Raw genomic sequence first — 26802 nt, forward strand, 5'->3', positions numbered from 1 at the left:
GGTAGAAAGGTCAGAACAGTCAGAATCACTGGAATTCATGGCAAAGCTGTCAAAGCCTGTTTGTCAAACTTTTCAAAAGTTTGGCCCCCGGCAGGGCCGCCGGAGGCAAACATAAGCTGAATAGTTACAAAAAGTTTAACACACAGCCTTAAACATTCGTCTTAAGTGAATTCCGGTTTAAATGCGGATGTGATTTGACCCGGGGAACGAGGGGCAAAACGCATCCGCAACCTGCTTTCAAGGTGGCACACCTTGCCGCCGGAGTTATTCCGGTTAAAGTCAACCAAAATTGTTCTTTGAAAATTCGATAAAGCACCACAACAAACTATACACCTCCGAGGGCTTTTGTTACTGTGAAGCCCTTGGAGCACGATCTCTGATCCCGCATTCGACAGTTTACCTGTCTTGGGACTTGATCTGCTCCATTCTTTTTTTGCTCTGACGCCTTGATATTGGTGCTTTCGCGTCATATCCCTGATACCGTCTGTCCCTCCCTATGGCAGTATTTTGTTCTGCAGGAGAGCTCTTCTGCCGATTTAACTCATCAATCGTTGGGTTAAAGGGCTTCTTAGAGGCCAGTACACCGTAAGCAATACGTACAAGCTTGTGGATGCATACGCCTATAGCGGCCTTAGCAACCATCCCCTGAGCCTTTTTGTCATCATAGAGCCTTCGGACAATGGGATTTCGGCTCTTTTTTGACAGCCCAGCCAGAACAGCCATGTAAAGCATTGCTCTTGGGGCTTTTTGGCCTTTTTTGCTCATACGGAAGCTGCCCTTTTTTGTGCTATCACCGCTGAGCCTGTATTCGGGATGGACGCCTAAAAATGCAGCGAGTTTTTTTGCTGAGTCAAAGCGCCTAATATCCTCAATATAGAGCATCAAGACAATGGCCGTCATTCTTCCAACGCCATCGATGGTCATGAGTAAATCGACCTCAGGCCAGTCGCACATTTTTTCCAGTCGCTTTTCATAAAGCTCAATGCTCTTATCCATGTGAACAAGCTGGCGCACTGTCGAAGTGATTAAAAAGGCCGTTGTTTCATCAGATTCTTCAGCCGTACTGGCCTTTGCATTCTTGATGAGTTCTGGGGCTAACTGCCGTTTTAAAAAAGGGATAGAGGCAACGCTTTTCAACCGAGCCCGTGAGAGCAGATCGGCTGTCGGGTACTTCATTAAAAGCTTCAAAACCCATTGCGGCATTTTGTTTCGGCAGTACTGTAAAATCTCAGGATTCCCACTATATAACAATGATTCAAGCTCGTTGAGATGATCCCCACGCTGCCGTTTCAGCATTCTCAGGTGTACCCAGACTTTTTTTAAGCTGGCATAGGGGTTCGTCTGACCATAGGGAACTTTTTCAGGGTGGCGGACCTGGTATTCAGCAACACTTCGGGCGCTTATCTTATCTGTTAGGTTACGGACCATTCCGGCTTTGTTGTCATGGGCGATTCCATTTGGGTTCACCCGTGCCGCATGTAAGTCGTATTTTTCTTGCTGCTTTAACAGGAAGCCATACCAGTTGTTCTCGTATCCACCCGTACTTTCGACGGCTGCATACAGGACGGCTGAAGGGTATTTTTCAAAGAGCTTGTCGATCCGGTGACGAAGTTCTGCATGGCCTAAGGCCGTGTCATCAAGCTGGAAATTTTCTTCCACGCAGTTCAAATCTTCATCAATAATTACAAAATCTGAGTACCCTTTGCTGACATCGCAACCCAAATAGAATTTCTGCACCACTCACTCCAAGTTTTTAAACTTTAAGGGAAAACCAGATATCATCAGCCTTCTAACTATGCGGCCTCGGAGGCCAAGTTATTCCAGGATTTTAGTCTGGTTAGAGGAAGAAACTCCGGCACGGCTTCGAGAGCCAAGGCAGTTCCCTTCTCCCCAACGAGTAAGGTGCTTTATCGAATTAACATTCGGATCAACAAGGGTGAACTTCGTTAATGTTGAAAGTCGAACAAATGAAACAGGGCTAAAGCTTAAAAAAGCGTCGAAGTCTGAAAGAATTTGCCCCGAGGAACGAGGGGCAAATTCTTTCAGAAACCTGGGGTCCAGGGGATTTATTCCCTGGCCGCCGGAGGCCTGTTTTTTTCACCCACTTTAACCATAGAAGGCAGCTTTTTAGCGGCACGGGACCGTAACCTTAAATATTACGCAATGGCTTTCACAGCCTCGGCAAAGGCCTGAATCTCGTTCTCCGTGCTGGCAAAGGAGGCCATGAGACGGACCTCGTTTGTCTGGTTGTTCCAGACATGGAAATGAAACCGCTGCTGGAGTGTCTCGATCATGTCAGCCGGCAAAACGGCAAAGACGGCATTGGCGTCCACGGGCTGGGTAATGGTCACCCCGGGGGCTCCCTTTAGGGCATCGGCGATCTTTCGTGCCATGGCATTGGCGTGGAGAGCGTTGCGTCTCCAGAGGCCGTCCTTTAAAAACGCCTCGAACTGGGCCCCCACAAAGCGCATCTTGGACACAAGCTGCATGCCCTGCATGCGGCTGTACTGAAAGGCCTCGTCAAACTCCGGGGTAAAAAAGACAACGGCTTCGCCGAACATCATGCCGTTTTTGGTGCCGCCGAAGGAGAGGAAGTCCACCCCGGCGTCTTTGGTAAAGGCTGGGAAATCGAGGCCCAGGGATGCGGCGGCATTGGAGATGCGGGAGCCGTCCATGTGGACCAGGAGCCCGTTGTCATGGGCGTACTCGCAGATGGTTTTAATCTCATCCACGGAGTAGACCGTGCCGTACTCCGTGGTCTGGGTGATGGAGACCACCTTAGGTTGAACCCTGTGGTAGTCCGGTTCCCGCTCCACCCAGGGCCGTAGCCCTTCCACAGTGAGCTTGCCCTGCTCCGAGGGCACCGTGATGAACTTGCTGCCGGTGAACCGCTCCGGCGCACCGCACTCGTCCATATGGAGATGGGCGCAGTCTGAGATAAGCACCGCCTCAAAGGGCCGGGTCACGGCGTCGATGGAAAGGATATTGGCGGCGGTGCCGGTCATCACCAAAAAGGCGGAGGCCTCTTTGCCAAAAACCTTTTTGAAGCGTTCCGCGGCCACGGCCGTCCAGGGGTCTGTGCCATAGGCACCGGCCGTGCCTGCGGCAGCGGCCGCCACCGCTGATACAATCTCTGGGTGAGCCCCTGCATGGTTGTCACTGGCCAGACTGATCATCTCGTCTTGCATCTACATCTCCTTCCATACATCAACACGTCCCGTGTGCTATCACACCGACATTTCAAGTTCATTGGAAGAAAAAAGGTACCCCCCGGAACACCCGTTGTCAATGGGACAAAAGCCAGGCAGCAGGGTCAACGCCTTTAAACATTCAGTTGCCTCCGGCGGGTCGCTTTTTGAAAAAAGCTCCGCAAAAACGTTCCGGTAATCAAGGCGCTTATCAAACGTTTCAAACGTTTGGCCCCCGGCAGGGCGCCGGAGGCAAAAATCTAAATGCGTTGCCCCTGAGCCAGGCAACACAAAACGTGCTCACCGTAGGGGACTCTGACCGGACAAGGCCTTTGAAGCACCCCGGTACGGAAAATGACCCCACAGGCTCACCACGATCCCGCCTGCCGTCAGGAAAAAAAGGCCCAGGAACGTATCGTGGAACCCGCAGATGTCCGCATAATGATCCACCGGTGGTAGAACCGAGCCTCGGGCACCGCCTGAATGAACCGACACCCTGAACACCCAGAAGGCCCCCACCACAGCAGCCCCCATGGCCTGCCCCAGAGTCCGGGCAGCCGTCAAAAGCCCGGAGGCGATACCCAGCCGATCCCCGGGGACAGCGCCCATGATGGCGCTGTTGTTGGGAGACATGAACAACCCCATGCCGGCTCCCAGGGCAGCCAGCCGTGTCACAAGGCCCGGCATGGACGTCCCGCCGTCAAGAAAGGAGGCAGCAAAATACGCCCCAAGGGAGACGCAAAGCCCGGCCGTTGTCACAAGCCGGGTACCCAGCCGATCCGAAAGCACCCCGGCCAGGGGCGACACCACCCCCAGGGAAACCGGCACCACCGCCATGAGGAGCCCGGCCTTGCGGGTTGAATACCCGGCAACCTCTTCCAGGTAAAAGGGCAGAAGCAGCACCATCCCGGCATACGCCACAAAGGCGATAAACCCTGTCACCAGGTTGATGGTAAACCGCCGGTCCGAAAACAAGGTGACATCAATGAGAGGGTGGGCAGACCGGGCTTCGCAGGTGATGAACACGGCAAAGGAAAACCCCGCGCCCACGGTGAGGGCCGCAAGGAAAGCAAAGCCGTGAGCCTGACCCCAGGTGAGCCCCGTGAATAGAAGCACCAGGGTGGCGGCAAGGGAGACGGCACCGGGAATTCCCAGGGCCTCACCCTTTATAGGGACATCCTCAGGCACCACCGCCTTGACCATGGCACACCCCAGGATCCCGATGGGCACATTGAGCCGGAAAATCCATGGCCAGGACAGGGCCTCCATGCACACACCGCCGAGGACCGGACCCAGGGCGATGGCAGCAGCGCACAACGCCGAAAGGATCCCGATGGCCCGCCCCCTCTCCTGTGCCGGAAAAGCCTCGGTGACAATGGCAAACCCCAGGGCCATGATCATGGAAGCCCCCACCCCCTGAATGACCCGAAACGCGATAAGGGCGGAAAGGCCCATGCCCCAGCCGCACAGGGCCGACCCCACGGTAAACACGGCAAAGCCCGCAAGGTAGATGTTTTTCTTGCCAAAAACATCTCCGAAGCGCCCCAGGGGAAGGATCAGCGACACCACGGTCACCATGTAGGCCAGCACCACCCACTGCACCCGGGCAAACCCGGCGTCAAACGCCCTGACCAGGGTCGGAAGCGACATATTGACAATGCTGCTGTCAAGGGACGCCAGAAACGCCCCCATGGAGACAGCCCCCAGGACCCGCCACCTTGCATGGGGGTCGTGTTTTTCCTGCGCGCCCGGACACCGGACTCCGTTGTGTGAATCCATACCCGCTCTCCTTTGCTGGTTCATTCTCAACCATCTCAAAAAGTGAACCTTAGTTCACGTTATACCCAGCAATATGAACTTTAGTTCATGTTGTCAATTTAAAAACATGAACCCATGTTCACCCCTGTTTGACAGCATCCCCCCGGGTGTGGGAATAATCGGCAGGTCCATTCACTACTCGCAAAGGAAAAAGAGCGCACATGAACCAGGGGACGCAGCAAACAAGAAAACCTGTCCAGCAGCGGGGAATCCGGACAAAGGACAAGATTCTCAAAGCCGCCGAGGGCCTTTTTGCTGAAAAAGGCTTTCACAAGACCAATACCAAGGAGATCGCCGCCGAAGCCGGGGTGGCCACCGGAAGTGTCTATGCGTACTTCAAGGACAAAAAAAGCGTCTTCTTAGAAATTTACGGTGCGGCCTCCCATGCCTCCTTTTTGGAGAGGGCCTGCCGGGACATTGATTTTTCGGAAAAAACCAACCGGGAAGCCATCCTGGCCTTGTTGCAACGCCTGGCAAAAGAGCATACCCTCTCCCCCGGTTTCCGCCGTGAAGTGGCGGCCATGAGGGCCAGCGACAAGGATGTGGAGGCAATCCACGCCCGGCAGCACGACGCCATGCGGACCCAGCTGGTCGACACCCTGGGCCGCAGGGAAAAGGCCCTGCGGGTCACCGACCTGGACGCCGCTGCCTTTGTGATCCTGTGTGCCTGTGAAGAGGTGATGCACGCCTGCAGCACCGAGGCACCCGGCATGGCCCAAAACCGGCTGCTCGACGCCCTTGCCGACATGGTGGCGCGGTACGTCTTTCGGTGATGGGGTTCACCCCGCCACATGACGCCTGTGGGTCGCCTAAGCTAAGTCCGCCGCGGGACAGGACATTCGGCGCCCGTTTTTTTCCATTGTGTGTTGACACGGAATCGTTCAAATCATATATTGCCATATAACGATATACCATCCATCAGGGAGAACCCGATGAAACCGTTTATCAAAGTAATGAAGGCCCTGTCCGACCCCAGCCGGGTGAAGATCGTCAAGGCCCTGCAACATCGGTCTCTTTGCGTTTGCGAATTGAAAGAAGCCCTGGGCCTGGCCCAGTCCACGGTGAGCAAGCACCTCAAGGTGCTGGAAGAGGCTGAGTTGGTGAGCTTTGAAAAGGATGGGCTCTGGGTCAATTTTCAGCTGAACCGCCAGCCGGGCAACACCTATGCCGTGGCCATGCTGGACCAGGTGAGCGACTGGCTCGAAGCCGATGCGGACATCCGGGAGATGCTGGACAGGCTCCCTGACATTGATCGGGAGTTCATCACCCGGGGCTGAGGAGTCTGCCAAATACCCATGAGTGAGTGGGGAGGGCACCGGCCCTCCCGACGATGATGGCAGCACACCGCTTCGTTATGCTGAAAGGACCTGTTTTACCCCTTGGGGCATGACAGGTTCATTCTTCCCAAAGCCCGGGGTTTTATACCGGCTCTGCGGTTTCCCGCGGGGTGGAATGGCACCAATTACATCGCCAAATGGCAATACATAGAATTATAAACCCGGCGGTCACACACGCTTCGCGTCCATGAATCCACGGATCACCCGAGCTTAGCGTCCCCGCCACCATGGATGTCTGTTATGAAAGAACGCACCAAATTCGTCTGGATCGCCGGCCTCTACCTCGCCGCCTACCTCATGCCCTGGGGCTCCCCCACCATTCGCCAGGCAGGCCTGGAGGCTTTCATGATGCTGCAGGAGTACGCCCGGCAGCACGTCCTCACCTGCCTGGTACCGGCCTTTTTCATTGCCGGGGCCATCAGCGTCTTTGTCTCCCAGGCCTCGGTCCTGAAATACTTCGGCGCCCAGGCCAAAAAGGTTCTCGCTTATTCCGTGGCCTCTGTCTCAGGGGCCATCCTGGCGGTCTGCTCCTGCACGGTCCTGCCCCTTTTTGCCGGAATCTACGCCCGGGGAGCGGGCATCGGTCCGGCCACGGCCTTTCTCTACTCCGGACCAGCCATCAACGTGCTGGCCATCATCCTCACGGGCCGGATCCTCGGATGGCAGATGGGCCTTGCCCGGGCCATCGGGGCCATCTGCTTTGCCCTGGTGGTGGGGCTCCTCATGGCCTTCTTCTTCCGTAAGGACGACGCGGCCCGCGCCACCGGCCCCATGCACCTTCCCGATGAAGAGGAGAACCGAAGCCTTGCCCAGAACGGAATTGTCATGGCTGTCATGGTGCTCATCCTCGTCTTTGCCGCCTTTGCCAAACCCGGCCCCGACGAAGGGGTTGTGTGGCAGACCCTTTTCGGGGTCAAATGGTACCTGACAGGGGGCCTTCTGCTTCTCCTGGCCTGGCTGCTGAAAGCCTGGTTCGACGCCGATGAACGCACCGACTGGGTGGAATCCTCCTGGGGGTTCATGAAACAGATCTTTCCCATGCTGGCCATCGGGGTCCTGGCCGCGGGATTCCTCCTGGGGCGCCCCGGCCACCCGGCCCTCATCCCCGAGGCGTGGATCTCGGCCCTGGTGGGCGGAAACTCCTTTTCCGCGAACCTGTTTGCCTCCCTCTCCGGCGCCCTCATGTACTTTGCCACCCTGACGGAGATCCCCATCCTCCAGGGACTCATGGGAGCCGGCATGGGCAAGGGCCCGGCCCTGGCCCTCCTGCTTGCGGGACCGGCCCTCTCCCTGCCCAACATGATCGTCATCAGCGGCGTCATGGGCGTAAAGAAAACATCCGTCTTCGTAGCCATCGTGGTGGTGATGTCCACCCTTGCCGGCATGATCTACGGAGCCATCTGACACGTGCAAATCAATAAAAGGAAAAAACCATGATCATCAAAGTCCTCGGTCCCGGATGCACCAAGTGCAACAAAACAGAAGCCATCGTCAAGGAAGCCGTTGCCGAAGCAGGCGTTGACGCCACTGTGGAAAAGGTCACCGACCTTCTGGCCATCGGGTCCTACGGCGTGTTCGGCACCCCGGCGGTGGTGGTGAACGAAGAGGTGAAAAGCGTGGGCAAGGTGCCCAAGAAAAATGATGTCATCAAATGGCTCACGGCCTGATTTAGTGGCCTTGCTGCATACCTCGTCACCTGCGGCCGCATCGCCTGTCCGGCGTTCTGGCAACAGGTGACAAGCAAGAGCCCTGTCCGCACCCGCTCTGAACCACTCACCCATGGGGGAAAACCATGAAACGACTGATTCTCGTATCAACCGTCCTGCTGTGCCTTGCCGCAACCCCGGCCCTTGCCGACACCACGCCCGCCTCCGAAGTCCCCGCCAAAGGCATGGTCACCATGCTCGACCTGGGTGCCCACAAGTGCGTCCCCTGCAAAATGATGGCACCCATTTTAGACGAACTTCAAAAAGAGTATGAGGGCAAAGCCGCCATCGTCTTCATCGATGTGTGGAAAAACAAAGATGTGGCAAAAAAGTACGGCATCCGGGCCATTCCCACCCAGATTTTCTACGACAAAAGCGGCAACGAAGTGAAACGACACGTGGGGTTCATGGACAAGAAAAGCATTGAGGCGGAGTTGAAGAGCCTCGGTGTTCAGTAAACCGCGAGCCACCGCCTGCACGCCGCAGGCAAGGATGTTCAACGCAGTTTAACCATGAAAGGTAAAGGCCCCCCATGCTCTACGACCTTCTCACCACCGTCAACACCTGGATGGCCGGCACCTTCGGGCTGGCCCTTTTCGGCTGCTTTCTCTGGGGCATGATCAGCGTCATCCTCTCCCCCTGCCACATGGCCTCCATTCCCCTGATCATGGGATACGTGGCAGGCCAGGAAAAGGCACTCCAGGCCCGGAGCGCAGCCCGATACGCCGTGGTCTTTACCCTGGGACTCTTCATCACCATCGCCCTTCTGGGCATCGCCTGCACCCTTCTGGGCCGCATGCTGGGGGACGTCAGCCCCTACTGGACCCTGCTCATGGGCGGCATCCTCATCTGGGTGGCCCTGGACATGCTCGGGGTGGAAGCCTGCGCCATGTCCGGCGGAGCCCTCTCAAAACTCCAGGTCCGGGGGCTCTTCGGGGCCTTTGTCCTGGGCCTTGCCTACGGTATTCTCTCCGGTTCCTGCACCTTCGGATTCATGGCGCCCATCCTGGCCGTCATCACCATCCAGGAAAAAATCGCCGCAGGGATCCTCCTCGTGGTCGCCTTCGGCATCGGCCACTGCGTCCCCATTGCCGTGGCGGGCTCCAGCACCGCCCTGATCCGTCGCCTCCTCACAAGCCAAAGCTTCCAGAGCGGAAGCCTGTGGTTCAAAAAAGGAGCAGGGGTCATCGTGGGGGGCCTGGGGTGCTATTTCATCGTAAGACCTTTTATTTAAAAAAAGCCTGCCTCCGGCGGCCAGGGGATCATCCCCTGAACCCCAGGTTGCGGATGCTTTCCCCCCTCGTTCCTCGGGGTGAAAGCATCCGCGAAGATGTTCATAAAATGCCCCCAAACCTGTTTGTCAAACCCAAAGCATCTAATTGGCAAAAGTTTGGCCCCCGGCAGGGCCGCCGGAGGCACAAGCTTTCGTTAAACAAAAAATCCCCTCCGCCGGAAACAGGCGCGGAGGGGATTTCTCATAGGGGAGACTGTATGTGGGAGCGTATCTTACAGTCTCAACCCACCGTTCACAGAGAGACAATGCCCCGTGATAAAGGAGGCCTCATCCGACGCCAGGAAGAGGCAGGCGCTGGCGATCTCTTCGGGCTCGCCAAGACGGCCCAGCATGGTCTTCCGGCGAATGGGGTCCAGCACTTTATCGGGGACGGTCTTCATCATCTCGGTATTGATGTATCCCGGCGCCAGGGAGTTCACCCGCACGTTGGCGCCTTTTCGGGCAAACTCTTTGGCCCAGCTTTTGGCCATAGCGATGACGCCCGCTTTTGTGGCGGCGTAATTCGTCTGACCGACGTTGCCGTACTCGCCCACCACCGATGAAATGTTCACGATGGAGCCTGTGCCCTGGTCGATCATCAGGGGGCCCACCAGCTGGGTGAGGTTAAAGACCCCTTTCAGGTTGACGTCACACACCAGGTCCCACATCTCTTCCGTCATCTTCTGAAGCAGGGCGTCCCGTGTGATACCGGCGTTGTTGATGAGCACATCGATCTTGCCGAATGTCCCCACGATATCCTCCACAAACGCTTTGAGGCCCTCCCGGTCGGTGACGTTGCAGGTGTATCCGAAGACGCCTTCGCAGTCGTAGTCGGGCTTGGTCATGTCCACCGCGATGACGGTGGCGCCTTCTCTTGCAAAGGTTTCTGCAATGACGCGGCCGATGCCTTGTGCGCCACCGGTGACGATGGCTGTTTTTCCACTCAATCTCATATCAACCTCCACGTGGGTTACTTGGATGGTGTGTCCAGGGTCAATCCCATGAGTCCCGGCTGAAAAATGGCCGGATTCATGGTTTTCAGGGGCTCGGCAATGGCAGGTTTGAACCCCATGTGCCGCAGAATGTCTTTTTCGAGGTCCATGCCCGGAGCGATCTCCGTTAAGGTGAGCCCCTCTTCCGTCAGTTCAAACACGGCCCGTTCGGTGACGTAGACCACCTTCTGGCCCATGCGGTAGGCATACTCACCCGAGAAGGTGACCTGTTCCACCGCCTCCAGAAACTTGCTGCCACGCCCCTCCTCCTCAATAATCAGCTTTCCATCGGCCACAGAGGTCTTCAAGCCGCCCACGGTGAAGGTGCCGCAATAGACCACTTTGCCGGCATTCTGGGAGATGTTGATAAAGCCTCCGCAGCCGGCTACTTTCGTACCGAACCGAGAGACATTCACATCCCCTTTGCCATCGCACTGGGCCAGGCCGAGAAAGGCCACATCCAGGCCACCGCCGTCGTAAAAATCAAACTGCGCCGGCTGATCGATAATGGCCGATGGGTTGATGGCGGCCCCAAAGCTCAGACCGCCTGCGGGCACCCCGCCGATGGCCCCGGCCTCGGTGGTGAGCACCAGGTTGGTGACCCCCTCTTCATTGGCCACCATGGAGACCCCTTCGGGCATGCCGATGCCCAGGTTCACGATGGCATCGGGGACCAGCTCCATGGCCGCACGGCGGGCGATGATCTTGCGTTCTCCCAGGGGCAGGGGAGGAATGCTCTTGCTGGGAATGCGGATCTCGCGAGAGTAGGCGGGGTTGTACTGCTCGGCAAAGGTCTGCATGTGCTCGCGGGGTTCCGCCTCCACAATGGCATCCACATAAATGCCTGGAATGCCCACCCGGCTGTGATCCAGGGTCCCGTTTTCCACAACCCGCTCCACCTGAAGGATCACCTTTCCCCCGGAGTTTTTGGCGGCCTGGGCAATGGCCAGCATCTCAAGGGTCAGGGCCTCCTTCTCAAAGGTGCAGTTGCCCTCACTGTCCGCATAGGTCCCGCGGATCAGGGCCACATCGATGGGCAGGGCGTGGTAGAGGAGCCACTCTTCGCCATGGATACTCACCACCTCCACGAGGTCCTCTCGGGTCACTTCGTTGAGCTTGCCGCCATCCATGCGAGGGTCCACAAAGGTGTGCATGCCCACCTTGGTGAGCACCCCTGGCTTTCCGGCGGCAATCTCCCGGTAGAGATGGGAGATGGCCCCTTGGGGGAAGTTATAGGCCTCGATTTTGTTCTCAAGGGCCAGGGTTCCCAGCTTGGGGGCAAGCCCCCAATGGCCGCCGATGACCCGGCGGACCAGCCCTTCATGGCCAAAGTGGTTCAGGCCGCGTTCCTTTCCGTCGCCCTGCCCCGCTGCATAGATCAGCGTTAAGCCCGTGGGCAACCCGGTGCTGAGAAACGCCTCCTTCACACCCCGGGACAGCGCCTCGGGGTGCATGTTTCCCACAAACCCGCCTGTGGCCACCGTGTCCCCGGATTTAATCAGGGCAACGGCGTCGTTTAGAGTTACCTGCTTTGACATCTCCATCTCCTTTGCGCTTTAAACCAATCCGGTGAGCAGGTGAAAAACCATGACGCATGTCACCGCGATAAGGGGGGCCCCCACGGTCATGGCTGCCAGGTCAATATAACTTTGCTTGTGATCGAGTTTGCAGACAGACAACAGGGTGATGACGGCACCGCAGTGGGGAAGGGTGTCCAGGCCCCCTGCCGCCATGATCATCACGCGGTGCAACACCTCCGGGTGAATGCCCATGGCGAGGAAATCTTTGGAGAGCACCTCAAGGGCGATGGCGGTACCGCCGGAAGCTGAGCCGACGATGCCCGCAAGAAGCGTGGTGGAGATACCGACTTTAAACAGTGAGGGGATGGCCAGGGCCACAATCCCAAGCTTCAAGGTGCTAAATGCTGCCAGGGACTTGATGACACCGCCGTACCCCACCTCGGATGCGGTGTTAAAGATGGGCAGCAGGGATCCCACCGCGCCATCGAAGATGGTCTTGTTGGACTCTCTCAGGTATCGATTCATGGAGATCAGGATAAACACAACCGCCACAGAAAGACCGATCACCACAGGCCAGGTGCCGTTTACAGCATAGCCGGCTGCGGTATACTTTGCCTTCACCGCGTCAGAGGCGAAGTAAAACTTGGTCAGGATAAAGTTCAACACAAAGACGATGGCGATGGGTGTGATGGCCAGGCCAAAGCCCGGGGCTTCCCCTTCAAGGTCCTCGAGGCCTTCGTTCAGATGGACGCCATACCCCTCTCCGGCCCGCTTGGCTTCTTTCGCGCGATAGTTCAGAAAACCGGTGCCGCCAAAAAAGATGATCATGGAGCCCAGGAGCCCCAGAATGGGAGCGGCATAGATATCGGTGTCGAAGTAGACCGTGGGCATGGTGTTGATGTACTGGGGAGATCCGGGAAGGGCCGTCATGGTAAAGGTAAAGGCTCCCAGGGCAAGGCATGCGGGGAGAAGGCGTTTGGGAACATCCGCCTCCTTAAGCAACATGGAGCCGATGGGATACATGGCAAAAACCACCACAAAGAGAGAGACCCCTCCGTAGGTGAGAAGGGAGGTGGCCACCACCACCGCATAGATGGCGTAGTCGGGCCCGATCTTCTCAGAGATGAAGTGAGCGATGGAGCGTGCGGCTCCGGTGGCTCCCATGAGCTTGCCAAAGACAGCCCCTGCGATGAACACCGGGAAATACTTACTGATGTAACTGGCGGCCGCAGGCATAAAGACATTGGACAGCGCAGACAAAGCGGGGATTTCACCCGAAAGCAGTGCAGCGCTCATGGCCAGGATCGGCGCCAGAACAAGGACGGTAACACCACGATAAGCGAAGTACATTAAAGCGAACAGCGTTAGGATAATTGCGAGAACTCCCAGCATATTCATGCCTCCTTCGAAATTAGCCCGGATATGTCACGAGTCGAATGCACCCATGGTCAAGGCATCAGAGCTCCAGATGGTGCGCTTAGCTCAAGGCTCTGATAACGCAGAAGTTGGGTGCACCCAGCTCGCCCGAAGGGTGAGAAAATCGAGCAGAAAACCGTGAATGGCATGTTGTGCTTTTAAAATGCCTGATTCTTTCACAGTAACTGGTCGTAATGATTTTTCATTTTTTCAAATGAACCGTTTTCTCATGAAATACCCGGATCAGGTGAGTTGCAGCAGGTATAGAATATAAAAGACAGCGAACAGCAGGCAGGTGACCATGCCCCATAACATTCCTTTCATGAAGCCAGGGCGTTTGCCGGCATGGGCCCTGTGATGCTCCGCGATGGAATCCAACCCGTCAGGGTCTCTGAATACGCTGATCAAACGATGAAGAAGGGCCACCGTGAGCAAGGTTTCCACCATGAGCATTGCAAGGTAGGCCGCTTCAAGATTGGAGGGTAACAGATGGTCTGCAACGGTCAGCAGGCTGCATGCCATGGCCGAAGCCAGCAGCAGGTAATCGTTCTTTCCGGACGTTGCAACGGGCGAGAGCAGATCTCTGAAGACCATATAGACAAACACCAGAGCAAGATGCAGGTATTTGTTAGGCTGAGGATAGTAAATCTGCTGGGCAAAGATCAGAACGAGAGCGCCCTTAAAAAGAAACTGAAGCCACGAAGCCTCGTGTGCAAAGTAGCGTGGAACCCATGTGGTTGATCGAAAAGAAGTCATATTGTTACCTCCTGCGAACCATAAAGCAGGAAGCATGCCACCTGAAAAAGTCCCTTTAAAAAACACAAACCGTGCGATTCAAGGGCCTTACAGACATTCAATACCGGTACCGGCGTTCACACCCGGGAACAGCACTGTAAAGATAAGTTTACGATATCATCCCATTTCTGAAATGCGTGTTAACTTACATTTACACATACAAGCCGATCTCCCGGAGTGTAAACCAAGGTTTACACCCCCAGCTCACTTCATGCTGTACTTCTCAAGTTTTTTGTGGAGAGCCACCCTGGAGATGCCGAGATCGGCAGCGGTCTTGGTTTTATTGCCGCTGTGGAGAATCAGGCGCTCGGTGATGACCTTCCGTTCCATGTTTTCCAGGATGTACTTGAGCGGCTCCTGGCTGGCGTTGATGTTGCCGCCCCTCAAGAAATGGGGCAGGTGCCACGGCTGAATCAACTCTTCCCCCTCCATAATATGGTAGGCTCGCTCCACAACATTCTTCAGCTCCCGTATATTCCCCGGCCACGAATAGGCCTGAAGAAGACAGCTCGCCTTTGGGGAGACCCCTTTAACCCCTCGTTTCATCTTTCGGTTCAGGGCGCAGATGGCATGGCCCGCGATGAGCTCAATATCTTCCCGCCGCCTTTTCAAAGGAGGGATGGTTAAGGTGAAAACGTTGAGGCGGTAGAGGAGGTCTTCCCGAAAGGTCTTCTTCTCCACCATCTCGGAAAGATTTTTGTTGGTGGCGGCAATCACGCGCACGTCCACCCGTTTGGGCCGACTTGCGCCGATGTGCTCCACTTCCCCTTCCTGGAGCACTCGCAGGATCTTGGCCTGCATCTGAAGCGGCATGTCACCGATCTCATCCAAAAAAATGGTGCCGTTGTTGGCCAGCTCGAACTTGCCCAGTTTCGTACTGGCCGCTCCGGTGAAGGCCCCCTTTTCATGACCGAAGAGCTCCGACTCCAGAAGGTTTTCAGGGATGGCAGCGCAGTTGACCCTGATAAAGGGCTGAAAAGATCGGGGGGACTCCTGATGGATGGCATGGGCGAAGAGTTCTTTGCCCGTTCCGCTCTCCCCGAGAATCAAAACGTTGGAGTCTGATTGGGCGATGACGCGGGCATGATTCTTCAATGACTCCATGCGTGCGTTACGCGTGAAGATCACATCCATGCAATACCGTGCCTTATGAAGCTTGGAGATCTCATTTCGATACCGGTTCAGCTCTTTTTCCATGATATCCAGTTTCTTATTGATCTCACCCAGCTCATCCACATCCTGGAAGATCACCTTGCCCACAACCCCGGCAAGCTTGCCGTCCACCGTATAAGGAATGCGGGAGGCAACCATGTGGTTGCCCTGTATCCTCTGGATATCGTTAATCTCTGCCACCCCTGTCTTGGCGACAATATGAAGACGCGTGTTCTCCACCACCTCGGTGATGTGTTTGCCCACCACCTCCTGATCCGTGACCCCCAGAAAGCCTTTGTAGGCATTGGACATCATCGTGATGCGCCCATTGGCATCGGTGACCACCAGCCCGTCATACGCGGTTTCAAGGATATGCTTGAGCAGGGATGTCTCCCGCTGACACGCTTCAAACTGCCGGGATAATTCACCCGCCTGGCTGACATCCTCAACGAGGACCACCACCCTGTCGGGGTGGCCCTTGGACGCCATGGGGATGACGTTGACCTGATACGTCAAGTCGCCCATCAAGGCTGTGGCGCTTTTATCTTCCCCTTCTGCAATCGCATCGTCCACACCAAGCTTTGAGAGAAAATCACCGGCTTTTTCATGGGAATTGTAACCGGCAGAGCCTGAAATCAAGTAATGCGCACTCGTATTCAGGCAAAGAAATTCCTTTTTCTTGTTCATCAAAAAAACAGCATTTGAGATGGTATCGAGAATATGGTTCAGGGGTATCTGGCTGGTTTGCGACGGCTCTCCCACGATCAAAACCTCCTTCTTTTCATACACTTAATATCATCCAGAGAAGACTGGCCGGGACCGCGTAAAGCGGCCCTGTCCCCAACGGAGTTTTATCAATCCCATGTGTTAATGAAAAAACAGCGTACACCATTGAGTAAGGAATTTCAGGCCAATAAGTGACACGACATAAAAAAACAGAACTTAGCAATGTGATACATCTCAGAGAAACCCTCCGAACCGGTTCGGGCAGGATCCACCTTGAAATCAAGCTATTTGGTTGACATTCCCCGGTGCTTCTTCTATATCCGCAGATGCAGTGACGGCGTGATTTCAGCAGGCGCCGCCCGGTGTAATAGTCGCAGAGAAGACCACCGACCGGCAGGCGTGGTTCCTCGCATGATTTTTGGAGTGGGTTATGGTTGAAATTCTCGTCATCATGGCAGCAGGCATGCTCATCGGCTACCTGCTGCGCCGGAAAAAAGCTCTTTTTCCCATCCTGGACCGCATCGTCATGGCGGTCATCTTTCTCCTTCTCTTTGTCCTGGGCATCTCCGTGGGGTTGAACGAGACCGTGGTAAGCAGCATCCACATGATCGGCATCAAGGCCGTGGTCCTCACCTCAGGAGCGGTTTTCGGCAGCGTTCTGTGCTGTGCCCTGGCCTACCGCTTTTTCTTCGCCGACACCTTTGCACATGCCGCATCCGAATCAGCCGACAGGGAGGTGCCACATGAAGGGTAGCCTCACCATCCTCTGCTGCTTTATCGCCGGGGTCCTGGCCGGGCTCTTTGCCGAGCTTCCCGCCTGGGTCACCGAATCGGACCTCACCCTCTGGGTCCTTTATGCCCTCATCTTTTTTGTGGGCATCGGCATCGGGGGCGACGCCACCACCTTCTCCGTGCTGAAAAAGAGCAACGTCCGCATCTTTCTGATCCCTGCCGCCATCATCGTCGGCTCCCTGGCCGGGGCCGCCGGGGCCTCCGTCTTTCTGTCGGATGTCTCCGTCAAAGACGCCATGGCCATCGGATCGGGCCTGGGCTACTACAGCCTCTCCTCCATCTACATCACCGAGATGCGCGGGGAGACCCTGGGCACCATTGCCCTGCTCTCCAACATCCTGCGGGAGATCTTCACCCTGCTGGCCGCCCCCCTTCTCGTGGCGTGGTTCGGCAGGACCGCCCCCATTGCCTCGGCAGGGGCCACGGCCATGGACACCACCCTTCCCATCATCACCCTGAACTCCGGCAAGGACTTCGCCATTCTCGCCCTGTTCAGCGGGGTGGTGCTCACCATTGCCGTGCCCATTCTGGTGACCTTTATCCTGACGTAACGGGTAGGCACAATTTCCCTTGCGATTACGGCCCAGTGGTGCTGACATAAAGGCCATGGCAAAAAAGACAAAAGACGACATACGGATCATCCGGCCCGAGCCGCTGCCCACGGTGGAGCTGCTCACCGGACGGATCCACGATCACGCCTACCGCCCCCACGCCCACGAGGAGTATGCCATCGGCGTGGTGGAAGCCGGTGTCCAGAGGTACCGGGAACCCGGGGGGACCTACCCCGCCCCGGCAGGGACCCTCTACACCCTCAACCCCGGGGACGTCCACGCCGGGGAAGCAGCCACCGAGGCGGGCTATCACTACCGCCTTGCCTATGTGCCGGAAAACCTCCTCCACAGCTACCTGGAGATCGAGTCAGGGGCCTTTCCAAGCCACCCTCACTTCCGGCAGCGCCTGACCCAGGACCCCGCCCTGGCCCGGGAATTCAACCGAGTCCTGGCCTCCCTGACCGATCCCGCCACCTGCCGCGTCAAGGCAGAATCCGAGCTGGTGCTCACCCTGCGCGCCCTGTTCCACCGACACGGTGAACTGGCCCCAAAGGAGCTCCCCGACGCCGGAGCCCATGCCATGCGCCGGGTCAAGGCGTACATCAAGCAGCGCGCGGCCGAGCCCCTCACCCTCACGGAGATGGCTGAACAGGCCGGGCTCTCCCGATACCACTTCATCCGGGTGTTCAAAAAACACACGGGCCTCGCCCCCCACGCCTACCTCACCCAGGTCCGGGTCTTCCAGGCCAAGGCCGCCATCGAATCCGGTCTCACCCTGGCCGATGCGGCCCTTGCCTCAGGCTTTGCCGACCAGAGCCACATGACCCGTTCCTTCAAGGCCATCTTCGGCATCACCCCCGGCAAGGTTCAAAAACACCACTGAGAATAAGGCCAAAGCGTGCCTCCGGCGGCAAGGTGGGGGCACCTTGAAACCCTATGGCGAATGCATGATGGCAGCCATTCGGCCTGCGTTATCGGGGCATTCGCGTGATGTGTGACATCTGGCAACCGTCTTTGAAAGAGAGGCCCATGTCATTCTTCGAAAAAACACGATCCAGAACGTTTGTGATTCGCGAGTTTTTCATCATCATATCCAGGCTCCGCCGAACAATTCAGGCATGTTGTACCAGTGCGTCGTTTTTTGCAGAACTTTTCTTCAAAAAATCGACCCACCGAAGGTGATGCACTTCAAGCCACAAAGGACACGTGGCGAAAACGGATCCTGTAACATCGAAGCTTGTGAGCCTGCCCGTACAAACCATCAACGTTAATGTCGGGCGAAGCCCGAGTTAAAGGCCCTTGCGCTTTGCCCTGAGGAACGAAGGGCAAAGCGCAAGGGCAATGAGCTTTCGAGGTGGCTCACCTCGCCGCCGGAGGCCTGTTTTTCCACCCTCTTTAACCATAGAAAGCAAAAACAAAAAAGCGACCGCAATTTTGTTCAAGCCACCGGGCGCCGGTGCGGCTATGCTTGCCGGGTAAACCTTCCGGGCGGCCCTGGGGACGGCCCGGCCTCTTATCCACGTTTTTTCAGGATGTTGATGATGTCGCGATTTTATGAAGGATGCAGAGATGCGCTGCCCGTGTCGGTGAGTGTGCTGGCCTACGGCAGCGTGCTGGGGGTGCTGGCCGCCAGGAAAGGGGTCTCCCTGGCCCAGCTTGCCGTCATGAACACCGCCGTCTTTGCCGGGACAGCACAGTTCGTGATGCTGGAGATGTGGCAGGACCACCTGCCCCTCATTGAAATAACCCTTGCCGTTCTGGTGATGAACCTGAGGTATCTTCTTGTGGGCGCTTCCCTGCGTTCCCTCTTTGCCGGGAAACCCCTCTGGAAAAAGCTGGCCTTCATGCACCTGGTGGCCGATGAGAACTGGGCCATGACCATGGCCGCCCAGCGGCGGGGCAAGGCGTCCGTGGGGCATCTTTTCGGCGGCGGTGTGTGTGTTTACCTCTTCTGGAGCGCCGGCACTCTGATGGGCCATACCATGGGTGCGGCCATCTCCAACCCCGAGGCCTTTGCCCTGGACTTTGCCTTTATCGCCGTGTTCCTGGCCCTGGTGGTGGGGCTCTGGCGCGGAGCCCGCAACGATCTCCTCCCCTGGATCGTGGCTGCGGCGGCGGCCATCGCCTGCGAGAGGCTCTTTCCCGGCAAGTGGTACATCCTGGCTGGGGGCTTCAGCGGCTCCCTGGCCGCCGCCCTCACCGGAAACAAAGCCCCACACACCGACACCGAGGAGGCCGCCCATGCCTGAGTTCATCATCCCCCAATCCCTGGCCCCCTGGGTGTCCATTGCCCTGGCTGCCCTTGTCACCTACAGCCTCCGGGCCGGCGGCCTTTTTGTCTCCCAATGGCTCCCCGGAACCGGGCCCATGCGCCGGTTCCTGGATGCCCTTCCCGGCACCCTGCTCCTCTCCCTGGTGGCCCCGGGCCTTGCCTCGGCAGGCCTTTCCGGCCTGGTGGCCGGGGGCGCCGTGGTGGGGGTCACCGTCAAAACCGGCAACGCCTTTATCGCCATGGTGGCGGGCACCGCCATCGTGGCCGGGTTCAGGGCCCTGGGCATCTGATCTAAAAAAGCCTGCCTCCGGCGGTGAGGTGAGCCACCTCAAGAGCTTATTGCCCTTGCGCTTTCCCCTGCGTTCCTCAGGGCAAAGCGCAAGGGCCTTCGGCTCGGGCTACGCCCGATATAAACAGGAAATCCGTTGTTAAAACCTGTTGATCTAACGCCAGGTCCCCAACAGGATTGCCGGAGGCACGCTGAGCCGTTACACAAAAAAAAACGTTTGCCGCCCCCGGAAAACCGGGGGCGGCAAACGTCTTATCGACAAGGAGATGTCGTATTCATGAATGCCGCTGCGGATGCAGCGGCATTTTTTTTATCGCTGCGCCTTGATTATGAACTCGCTTTCGCCTGGTCTTCAAGCCCTCCGCCCAGGACCTTGTAGAGGCTGACCCTGTTGGCCAGTTCCTGGCGCTGCAGGTCGATGAGGGTGGTCTGGGAGGCAAACAGAGAGCGCTGAGCGTCCAGGACGCTCAGGAAAGAATCCACCCCTTCGGTGTAGCGCCTCAGGGAGAGGTCGTAGGCCTCCTGGCTTGCCTGGACCAGCATGTCCTGGGCCTCCAGCTGGCGGCCCAGGGTCTCCCTGGCGGCCAGGGCGTCGGCCACCTCTTTAAAGGCCACCTGCAGGGTTTTTTCGTAATTCACCACGGCAATCTCCTGATCGATCTTCGCGGCTTTGAGCAGGGCTTTGTTCCGCCCGCCGTTGAAGATGGGAATGGAGATGGAGGGGCCAAGGCCCCAGGCACCGGCGTCCGAGGAGGAGAAGAGGTCCCCCAGGTCCGTGCTGGAGTAGCCGAGGCTGCCGGTAAGGGCAATGCGCGGATAAAAAGCAGCCCGTGCCGCCCCGATATTGGCGCCTGCCGCCTTCAGGGAAAATTCGGCCTGGAGGATATCCGGGCGACTCAGCAGCACCTCGGAGGAGAGCCCCACGGGGATCTCATCCATAACCGCCGATTTCTCGAGGTTTGCCGTCATGGGAATCCCTTCCAGGTTCCGGGTTCCCAGGATCAGCACCAGGGCGTTCTTGTCCAGCTGGACCAGCCGGGTGTACAGCACCGTGTTCACCCGGGCGGACTCCAGGGCAATGCGCGCCTGGGAGAGATCCTGACGGGTGGCCACGCCGTTCCGATAGCTCTTGTCCACCAGCTCGTAGGTCTGATGGCGCGTCTCCAGAGATTCCCTGGACAGCGTCAGGGTCTCCATGTCGCTGGTGAGCTGCAGGTAGGCATTGGCCGCCTGGGCGATGAGCGAGATGGTGATGCTTTTCCTGGCCTCTTCGGTGGCCAGGTAGTTGTTCAGGGCCACCTGGCTCAGGTTGTCCACCCGACCAAACAGGTCAAGCTCATAGGCGGGCATGGCAAGACCGGCGGTGTAGGTTTCGGCGGTGTTGCCGCCAAAATCCTTTCTGTACTCCCCGGTCCCCGCCGCATTGATCTCCGGCAGAAGCTTGGAGCGCTCGATGCGATAGAGGGCCTGGGTTTTCTGAACGTTCAGGGCCGCGGTCTTCAGGTCCCGGTTGTTGGCCAGGGCTGTTTCCACCACCTGCTGCAGGGCAGGGGACTGGAAGAAGCTCCGCCAGGGGATGTCGCTGGCAAGGCCCTGGTCAGCCTCGGAGGCGTTCTCCTGAACCGAGGACCAGTTTTCTGCGGTCACCGAGCCCGGGCGCTTGTATGTCGGGGCCAGGGAGCAGCCCGACATCATCAGGGCCCCGGCCAGCACAACGGTTGCAATTCTTTTCATCTAGTTCACCTCACCCTCGCCCAGCTCCAGGGCAGGCTTCTTTTTTCTTTTGAATGACGAGACGCGCTCGACGAGAACGAAAAACAGGGGCACGAAGTAGATGGCCAGAAAGGTGGCCCCGAACATGCCGCCGATGATGGCCAGGCCGATGGCGTTCTGGCTGGCCGCCCCCGCCCCGCTGGACTTGGCCAGGGGAAGAACCCCGAGGACAAAGGCCATGGAGGTCATGATGATGGGTCGGAACCGCAGCTTGAAGGACTCCAGGGCCGCATCCACCAGGGGGGTGCCCGATTCGTAGAGCTCCTTGGCAAACTCCACGATGAGGATGGCGTTTTTCGCACACAGCCCCACGGTGGTCAGAAGGGCCACCTGAAAGTACACATCGTTGCTCAGGCCAAAGCCCAAGGCCGCCACCACGGACCCCAGCACGCCCAGGGGCAGTGCCAGGAGCACGGAAAGAGGAATGGACCAGCTCTCGTAGAGGGCCGCCAGGCTCAGGAACACGATGATGATGGAGATGGCGTACAGCGCAGGCCCCTGGGACCCGGACAGCTTCTCCTCATAGGAGGTGGTGGACCAGGCGTACCCGATGCCGTCGGGAAGCTCTTCGGCCAGTTTTTCCATCTCGGCCATGGCCTCACCCGTGGAGACGCCGGGAGCGTTGGCCCCCTGGATGTTGATGGAGGAGTATCCGTTGAACCGCTCCAGGCGGGGAGACCCGTAGGTCCAGTATCCCGTGGAGAACGAGGTGAACGGCACCATCTTGCCCTGGCTGTTTTTCACGTACCACTTGTCGATGTCCGAAGGCTGCATGCGGTCTTCGGCCTGCCCCTGGACATAGACTTTTTTCACGCGGCCGTTGTCCATGAAGTCGTTGACGTACGCCGAGCCCCAGGCGGTCTGGAGGCTGGCGTTGATCTCGCCGATGGACAGGCCCAAGGCCCGGGCCTTTTCCATATCAAGCTCAATTTTGTACATGGGCACGTCGTCCAGGCCGTTGGGCCGGACACCCACCAGTTTCGGGTTCTGGCGAGCCTGGGACAGCATCTGATCCCGGGCTTCCATGAGCTTCTCGTGCCCTGCCCCCACGTAATCGATGAGCTGGAGGTCAAAGCCGGAGGCGTTGCCCAGGTCGATGATGGCCGGCGGGAAAAAGGCGAAGATCATGGCGTCCTTCACCCGGGACATGGCCTGGTTGATCTGCCCGGCAATCTCCATCACCGACATGTCCCTGTCTTCCCAGTCCTTCAGGTTCACAAAGGAGATGGCGGTGTTCTGGCCGTAGCCGGAAAAACTGAAGCCCACCACGGTCATGTACTCGCGGAACTGATCGGTCAGGTTGGCGTCCATGAAATCGGTGTACTTCTCCACGGCCGAGGCGGTGCGGGCCGCCGTGGCCGAAGCCGGGGTGGACACCTGGACGATGAGCACGCCCTGGTCTTCGTCCGGCAGAAAACCGGTGGGAATGCGCACGAACAGCACCCCGAGCCCCACGAAAACCATGAGGTAGACGGCCATTGAACGTTTCCAGTTCCGCGTGATTTTGCCGGAAGCCGTATGACTGGCACCGCGGGCCTTGTTGAAGGCCCGGTTAAACCACCCGAAAAAGCCGGTGGTTTTTTCGGCGTGACCGGCAGCCACCGGTTTGAGAATGGTTGCGCAAAGTACCGGGGTCAGGATCAGGGCCACAATCACCGAAAAGGTCATGGATGCCACGATGGTCAGTGAGAACTGCCGATAAATGGCTCCAGCCGAACCGGAAAAGAAGGCCATGGGGAGGAACACCGCAGACAGAACCATGCCGATGCCGATGAGGGCGCCGGTGATCTGGTCCATGGATTTTCGGGTGGCTTCCATGGGGGAGAGCCCCTCTTCGGCCATGACGCGTTCCACGTTCTCCACCACCACGATGGCGTCGTCCACCAACAGGCCGATGGCCAGGACCATGGCAAACATGGTGAGGGTGTTGATGGTGAACCCGAACAGGTGGAGGGTGGCAAAGGTACCCAGAAGCACCACGGGCACTGCCAGGGTGGGGATCAGGGTCGCCCTGAAGTTCTGCAGGAACAACAGCATCACGAAAAAGACGAGAACAATGGCTTCCAGCAGGGTGTGGACCACGGACTCGATGGAGATCTCCACAAAGGGCGTCGTGTCGTAGGGAAAGGAGTAACTTACCCCGTCCGGCAGGTACTCGGAGAGTTCCGCCAGTTTGTCCTTCACCCGCTTTGCCGTGTCCAGGGCGTTGGCCCCGGTGGCAAGGCTCACGCCAAAGGCTGCTGCGGGCGCCCCGTTACGTTCCACCACGGTGCCGTAGGTCTCCTGGCCCAGGGAGATGGTGGAGACATCCTTCAGGCGCACCTGGGAGCCGTCTTCGTTGACCCGCAGGATGATGTCCCGGAACTGATCCGCTGTGTTGAGGCGGGACTGGGCCAGGATGGTGGCGTTGATCTCCTGCCCCTTCACCGCGGGCAGGGCGCCGAACTGACCTGCCGAGACATCGAGGTTCTGCTCGGAGATGGCGTGCAGCACCTCATTGGTGGAGATGTTGTAGGAGTAGAGCCGGTCCGGATCCAGCCACACCCGCATGGCGTAGGGCGAGCCAAAGGTGCTCACCGAGCCCACGCCCTTGACGCGGGAGATGGGGTCCTGGATGCGGGAAGCCACCAGGTCGGCCAGGTAGGTCTGGTCGATGTCCGGGTTGGTGGAGTGATAACTGGTGACGAACAGAAAGGAGGTGGACGCTTTCTCCACCACCACGCCCTGGGACTGCACGGCAGCCGGGAGCTGGGGCATGGCGGTCTGCACCTTGTTCTGCACCTGGACCTGGGCGATGTCCGGGTCGGTGCCCGGCTCAAGCGTCACGATGATCTCCACCTTGCCCGTGGCATCGGAAGAGGAGCTGAAGTACCGGAGGTTGTCGATGCCGGTAAGCTGCTGCTCAATGACCTGGGTTACCGAGTTCTGCACCGTGTCTGCGGAGGCACCCGGATAAAAGGTGCTCACGGATATCTGTGGTGGTGCCAGGGTGGGGTACTGCTCCACCGGCATCTGCGGAATGGACAAAGCCCCTGCCAGCATGATGAGCAGGGCGACCACCCAGGCAAACACCGGGCGGTCCAGGAAAAAACGAGACATGACTGTGTGTCCTTACATGACGTAAATCGGTAAGCCCGGTGCGGGTACAGCCCCCCCTTTGTCGGGGCGGACAGGCACCGGCACCGGATCTGGAAAATCTGCTGTCTGTGGAAGTGGCCTTAGTCGGCCAGGGCCAGCTTGGCGGGTGAGACCTCGACATCGGTGCCGGGTCGCAGGCGCTGGAAGCCCTCGGTTACAATGGATTCTCCTTCGGAGATGCCGCCTTTCACGATCCAGTTGTTCCCGTAGGCCCCGTCCACCTCAATGGGGCGGGGGTGCACCTTGCTCTCCTGGTCCACCACCCACACGATCCGTTTCCCGCTGGGCTGGAGGATGGCCGCCTTCTGGGGCACCAGGATCACATCGGCCTTGTCCAGGTAAAGGGTGGCGCTGGCAAAAAAGCCGGGGTACAGCTCTTCATTGGGGTTGGGGAACAGGGCCCTTAAAACCACCGAGGAGGTGGTGGGGTCCACGGTGACCTCGGAGAACTGAAGCTCCCCCTTGTGGCCGTAAGCCCCGTCCTTGTCCCCGTAATCCAGGGCCACTTCGACCTTTTCGGTGTGGACGCTTTTTGCCTTGAACTCAGAGAGTTTCTCTCGGGCCTGCTGCATGTCCACATAGATGGGATCCAGCTGGGTGATCTTGGCCATCATCTGGGGCTGGTTGGCTGTGACCAGGGCCCCTTCGGTGACCGTTGACTTGCCGATACGCCCGGTGATGGGAGCGTAGACACGGGTATAGTCCACGTTGATCTTGGCCTGGGCCACGGAGGCTTGGGCCACGGCAATGGCCGCGCGGGCCTTGAGCAGCGCGGCGTGGGCATCGTCGTACTCCTGACGGCTCACCGCTTTGTCCTCCACCAGTCGGCCGTAACGCTCTTCACGGGCCCGGGTGGTCTCCAGCTGGGCCTTGGCCTGAAGGAGGTTGGCCATGGCCGAGGCGTACACCGCCTGATAGGTGGACGGATCGATCTGGTAGAGGGGCTGCCCCTTCTTCACCAGGCCGCCTTCCACGAAGAACCGCTTGGTCACGATGCCCGTGACCTGGGGCCTGACTTCGGCCACCTTAAAGGCGTTGACCCGTGCGGGAACGGTCTGGGTGTACTGAATGGATGTTTTTGTCAACGACATGGCCGAAACGGGGGCCTTGGTCTCGGGCCCCTGGGCCAGACCGACGGACGGTATCACGACGAGCCCCAGGATCACGGCACCGATCATGGCCATGACCCCTGCGGGGCGATACAGGTTGCGCAATGATGATGTTGATCGTTCACTCATGATGGTGTGTCTCCGAATCATACTTTTTTTGACCTCTTCAGCCCCCGGACCAACCGGGGAACCATGATCGACCGCGCAGAAATAGCGGTCTTTATCCGGCGCGTAAACGCGCAGATCGACTAAAAAAGCCCCAGAGGGGCAAGCCTTGGAAACAAGGCGGGTATCCTGATGTTTTTTACGCTGTGAATATCGTAGGAAAACGAAGTGGCCCAAGCCCTTCGGTTCGGGTCGACAGGTCGGCCCGGGGTGCCATGGCATCCTTTACAATTCGACCCCCAGGTTGGATAAAATCCGAAGATGAATCCTTTGCATGGCCTCAAGGTCCTCATCGGTCAATCCGGCAAACACAAGGCCTGAAAAATCCGACATGATGGGGGCATACTCATCCAGCACGGCGCGCCCCTCTCCGGTAAGGAACACAAGCTGTCGGCGTTTGTCCCCGCCGTCGGAGCGACGCTGGACATAGCCCTTCTGCTCCAGGCTGGCAATGATGCGGGCCATGTTGTGCCGGTTTTTCCGGGTGAGCCGTGCCAGCTCGCTCTGGTGCACGCCCTCCTGGTTCACGAGCATGGCCAGCACCACGAAGTTCTCCGGTGTGATGGCAGCCCCGGCAGCCTCGAAACGCCGCCTGATGCCTGCCCCCATCTCAATGTCCATCAGATGAATAACCATACCCCTCGCATCCCTGTTCGGAATCACGGGGTGATCGAACATCACAAATTCTTTGGGTCCTGTCTTTTTTGTTGCCATAGTAACGTTACCATAGCAACATAATTTTCACAGATCAATAGCCTGGCACCGATTTTTGTCAACCGGCCTGCCCCCA

The 26802-nt window shown here is 58.0% G+C and carries 23 protein-coding genes; 11 read left to right on the forward strand and 12 right to left on the reverse strand.

Annotated elements, in window-relative coordinates:
- Positions 1 to 396 precede the first annotated feature (396 nt).
- The 3 genes from MSL71_RS04435 to MSL71_RS04445 form a co-directional block, all read right to left on the reverse strand.
- Positions 397 to 1737, reverse strand: a complete 1341-nt coding sequence (locus MSL71_RS04435; protein ID WP_180137440.1) for an IS110 family RNA-guided transposase — start codon at positions 1735 to 1737, stop codon at positions 397 to 399.
- Positions 1738 to 2156: 419 nt separating this feature from the next.
- Positions 2157 to 3188, reverse strand: a complete 1032-nt coding sequence (locus MSL71_RS04440; protein WP_218950945.1) for a threonine aldolase family protein — start codon at positions 3186 to 3188, stop codon at positions 2157 to 2159.
- Positions 3189 to 3488: 300 nt separating this feature from the next.
- Positions 3489 to 4967: a DHA2 family efflux MFS transporter permease subunit gene (locus tag MSL71_RS04445; RefSeq protein ID WP_180137441.1), complete on the reverse strand. Its 1479-nt coding sequence runs from the start codon at positions 4965 to 4967 to the stop codon at positions 3489 to 3491.
- Between the two features lie 200 nt (positions 4968 to 5167).
- On the opposite strand from MSL71_RS04445, the gene MSL71_RS04450 reads away from it, so the two are divergent.
- The 6 genes from MSL71_RS04450 (at position 5168) to MSL71_RS04475 (ending at position 9283) form a co-directional block, all read left to right on the forward strand.
- A complete protein-coding gene (locus tag MSL71_RS04450) occupies positions 5168 to 5779 on the forward strand; it encodes a TetR/AcrR family transcriptional regulator (RefSeq protein ID WP_180137442.1) in 612 nt (203 codons plus the stop codon).
- A 159-nt stretch (positions 5780 to 5938) separates the two neighbouring features.
- Positions 5939 to 6283, forward strand: a complete 345-nt coding sequence (locus MSL71_RS04455; protein WP_180137443.1) for an ArsR/SmtB family transcription factor — start codon at positions 5939 to 5941, stop codon at positions 6281 to 6283.
- 300 nt (positions 6284 to 6583) lie between these two features.
- Positions 6584 to 7747: a permease gene (locus tag MSL71_RS04460; protein WP_180137444.1), complete on the forward strand. Its 1164-nt coding sequence runs from the start codon at positions 6584 to 6586 to the stop codon at positions 7745 to 7747.
- Positions 7748 to 7776: 29 nt separating this feature from the next.
- Positions 7777 to 8010, forward strand: a complete 234-nt coding sequence (locus MSL71_RS04465; protein ID WP_180137445.1) for a thioredoxin family protein — start codon at positions 7777 to 7779, stop codon at positions 8008 to 8010.
- 125 nt (positions 8011 to 8135) lie between these two features.
- Entirely contained in the window at positions 8136 to 8507 is a 372-nt protein-coding gene (locus MSL71_RS04470) for a thioredoxin family protein (protein ID WP_180137446.1), read from the forward strand.
- Between the two features lie 74 nt (positions 8508 to 8581).
- Positions 8582 to 9283, forward strand: a complete 702-nt coding sequence (locus tag MSL71_RS04475) for a cytochrome c biogenesis CcdA family protein (RefSeq protein ID WP_180137447.1) — start codon at positions 8582 to 8584, stop codon at positions 9281 to 9283.
- Positions 9284 to 9555: 272 nt separating this feature from the next.
- Here the strand turns inward: MSL71_RS04475 and fabG are convergent, their stop codons facing one another.
- The 5 genes from fabG to MSL71_RS04500 all read right to left on the reverse strand — a co-directional run bounded on the left by fabG (position 9556) and on the right by MSL71_RS04500 (position 15836).
- Entirely contained in the window at positions 9556 to 10275 is a 720-nt protein-coding gene (gene fabG / locus MSL71_RS04480) for a 3-oxoacyl-ACP reductase FabG (RefSeq protein ID WP_180137448.1), read from the reverse strand.
- 17 nt (positions 10276 to 10292) lie between these two features.
- Entirely contained in the window at positions 10293 to 11852 is a 1560-nt protein-coding gene (locus MSL71_RS04485; RefSeq protein ID WP_180137449.1) for an acyl CoA:acetate/3-ketoacid CoA transferase, read from the reverse strand.
- Between the two features lie 18 nt (positions 11853 to 11870).
- Complete coding sequence (locus MSL71_RS04490) at positions 11871 to 13232, reverse strand: GntP family permease (RefSeq protein ID WP_343052500.1); 1362 nt, start codon at positions 13230 to 13232, stop codon at positions 11871 to 11873.
- Positions 13233 to 13493: 261 nt separating this feature from the next.
- Positions 13494 to 14006, reverse strand: a complete 513-nt coding sequence (locus MSL71_RS04495; protein ID WP_180137451.1) for a hypothetical protein — start codon at positions 14004 to 14006, stop codon at positions 13494 to 13496.
- A 243-nt stretch (positions 14007 to 14249) separates the two neighbouring features.
- Positions 14250 to 15836, reverse strand: a complete 1587-nt coding sequence (locus MSL71_RS04500; protein WP_218950947.1) for a sigma-54 interaction domain-containing protein — start codon at positions 15834 to 15836, stop codon at positions 14250 to 14252.
- 517 nt (positions 15837 to 16353) lie between these two features.
- Between MSL71_RS04500 and MSL71_RS04505 the strand changes: the two genes are divergently transcribed.
- From MSL71_RS04505 to MSL71_RS04525, 5 genes are all read left to right on the forward strand, one after another.
- On the forward strand, positions 16354 to 16677 hold the full coding sequence (locus tag MSL71_RS04505) for a LysO family transporter (RefSeq protein ID WP_180137452.1): 324 nt from the start codon (positions 16354 to 16356) through the stop codon (positions 16675 to 16677).
- Positions 16667 to 17266 (forward strand): LysO family transporter, encoded by a 600-nt coding sequence (locus MSL71_RS04510; RefSeq protein ID WP_180137453.1) that lies wholly within the window; start codon positions 16667 to 16669, stop codon positions 17264 to 17266. The genes MSL71_RS04505 and MSL71_RS04510 overlap by 11 nt, the downstream gene beginning before the upstream one ends.
- Positions 17267 to 17321: 55 nt before the next feature.
- The gene (locus tag MSL71_RS04515) at positions 17322 to 18149 is read left to right on the forward strand and encodes an AraC family transcriptional regulator (protein WP_180137454.1); all 828 of its coding nucleotides are present in this window, start codon (positions 17322 to 17324) and stop codon (positions 18147 to 18149) included.
- A 655-nt stretch (positions 18150 to 18804) separates the two neighbouring features.
- Positions 18805 to 19515, forward strand: a complete 711-nt coding sequence (locus tag MSL71_RS04520; RefSeq protein WP_218950948.1) for an AzlC family ABC transporter permease — start codon at positions 18805 to 18807, stop codon at positions 19513 to 19515.
- Positions 19508 to 19828, forward strand: coding sequence for an AzlD family protein (locus MSL71_RS04525; RefSeq protein WP_180137455.1), 321 nt, complete (start codon positions 19508 to 19510; stop codon positions 19826 to 19828). Before MSL71_RS04520 ends, MSL71_RS04525 begins: the two co-directional genes overlap by 8 nt.
- Positions 19829 to 20154: 326 nt before the next feature.
- Here the strand turns inward: MSL71_RS04525 and MSL71_RS04530 are convergent, their stop codons facing one another.
- From MSL71_RS04530 to MSL71_RS04545, 4 genes are all read right to left on the reverse strand, one after another.
- Positions 20155 to 21561 carry an efflux transporter outer membrane subunit gene (locus MSL71_RS04530; RefSeq protein WP_180137456.1) on the reverse strand — a complete coding sequence of 469 codons (1407 nt, stop codon included), beginning with the start codon at positions 21559 to 21561 and terminating at the stop codon, positions 20155 to 20157.
- Entirely contained in the window at positions 21562 to 24699 is a 3138-nt protein-coding gene (locus MSL71_RS04535; RefSeq protein ID WP_180137457.1) for an efflux RND transporter permease subunit, read from the reverse strand.
- Between the two features lie 119 nt (positions 24700 to 24818).
- Entirely contained in the window at positions 24819 to 25976 is a 1158-nt protein-coding gene (locus tag MSL71_RS04540; RefSeq protein WP_180137458.1) for an efflux RND transporter periplasmic adaptor subunit, read from the reverse strand.
- Positions 25977 to 26237: 261 nt separating this feature from the next.
- Positions 26238 to 26648, reverse strand: coding sequence for a MarR family winged helix-turn-helix transcriptional regulator (locus tag MSL71_RS04545; protein ID WP_180137459.1), 411 nt, complete (start codon positions 26646 to 26648; stop codon positions 26238 to 26240).
- Between the last annotated feature and the right edge of the window lie 154 nt (positions 26649 to 26802).

Source organism: Desulfoluna butyratoxydans (genome assembly GCF_900699765.1).
In the GTDB taxonomy this organism is placed as follows: Bacteria; Desulfobacterota; Desulfobacteria; order Desulfobacterales; family Desulfolunaceae; genus Desulfoluna; species Desulfoluna butyratoxydans.

What these genes read in the sequence shown, in the direction of transcription:
- MSL71_RS04440 (WP_218950945.1), bottom strand. Translation starts at nt 3,188, where the DNA reads ATGCAAGACGAGATGATCAGTCTGGCCAGTGACAACCATGCAGGGGCT.
- MSL71_RS04445 (WP_180137441.1), bottom strand. Translation starts at nt 4,967, where the DNA reads ATGGATTCACACAACGGAGTCCGGTGTCCGGGCGCGCAGGAAAAACAC.
- MSL71_RS04450 (WP_180137442.1), top strand. Translation starts at nt 5,168, where the DNA reads ATGAACCAGGGGACGCAGCAAACAAGAAAACCTGTCCAGCAGCGGGGA.
- MSL71_RS04455 (WP_180137443.1), top strand. Translation starts at nt 5,939, where the DNA reads ATGAAACCGTTTATCAAAGTAATGAAGGCCCTGTCCGACCCCAGCCGG.
- MSL71_RS04460 (WP_180137444.1), top strand. Translation starts at nt 6,584, where the DNA reads ATGAAAGAACGCACCAAATTCGTCTGGATCGCCGGCCTCTACCTCGCC.
- MSL71_RS04465 (WP_180137445.1), top strand. Translation starts at nt 7,777, where the DNA reads ATGATCATCAAAGTCCTCGGTCCCGGATGCACCAAGTGCAACAAAACA.
- MSL71_RS04470 (WP_180137446.1), top strand. Translation starts at nt 8,136, where the DNA reads ATGAAACGACTGATTCTCGTATCAACCGTCCTGCTGTGCCTTGCCGCA.
- MSL71_RS04475 (WP_180137447.1), top strand. Translation starts at nt 8,582, where the DNA reads ATGCTCTACGACCTTCTCACCACCGTCAACACCTGGATGGCCGGCACC.
- fabG (WP_180137448.1), bottom strand. Translation starts at nt 10,275, where the DNA reads ATGAGATTGAGTGGAAAAACAGCCATCGTCACCGGTGGCGCACAAGGC.
- MSL71_RS04485 (WP_180137449.1), bottom strand. Translation starts at nt 11,852, where the DNA reads ATGTCAAAGCAGGTAACTCTAAACGACGCCGTTGCCCTGATTAAATCC.
- MSL71_RS04490 (WP_343052500.1), bottom strand. Translation starts at nt 13,232, where the DNA reads ATGAATATGCTGGGAGTTCTCGCAATTATCCTAACGCTGTTCGCTTTA.
- MSL71_RS04495 (WP_180137451.1), bottom strand. Translation starts at nt 14,006, where the DNA reads ATGACTTCTTTTCGATCAACCACATGGGTTCCACGCTACTTTGCACAC.
- MSL71_RS04505 (WP_180137452.1), top strand. Translation starts at nt 16,354, where the DNA reads ATGGTTGAAATTCTCGTCATCATGGCAGCAGGCATGCTCATCGGCTAC.
- MSL71_RS04510 (WP_180137453.1), top strand. Translation starts at nt 16,667, where the DNA reads ATGAAGGGTAGCCTCACCATCCTCTGCTGCTTTATCGCCGGGGTCCTG.
- MSL71_RS04515 (WP_180137454.1), top strand. Translation starts at nt 17,322, where the DNA reads ATGGCAAAAAAGACAAAAGACGACATACGGATCATCCGGCCCGAGCCG.
- MSL71_RS04520 (WP_218950948.1), top strand. Translation starts at nt 18,805, where the DNA reads ATGATGTCGCGATTTTATGAAGGATGCAGAGATGCGCTGCCCGTGTCG.
- MSL71_RS04525 (WP_180137455.1), top strand. Translation starts at nt 19,508, where the DNA reads ATGCCTGAGTTCATCATCCCCCAATCCCTGGCCCCCTGGGTGTCCATT.
- MSL71_RS04530 (WP_180137456.1), bottom strand. Translation starts at nt 21,561, where the DNA reads ATGAAAAGAATTGCAACCGTTGTGCTGGCCGGGGCCCTGATGATGTCG.
- MSL71_RS04535 (WP_180137457.1), bottom strand. Translation starts at nt 24,699, where the DNA reads ATGTCTCGTTTTTTCCTGGACCGCCCGGTGTTTGCCTGGGTGGTCGCC.
- MSL71_RS04540 (WP_180137458.1), bottom strand. Translation starts at nt 25,976, where the DNA reads ATGAGTGAACGATCAACATCATCATTGCGCAACCTGTATCGCCCCGCA.
- MSL71_RS04545 (WP_180137459.1), bottom strand. Translation starts at nt 26,648, where the DNA reads ATGGTTATTCATCTGATGGACATTGAGATGGGGGCAGGCATCAGGCGG.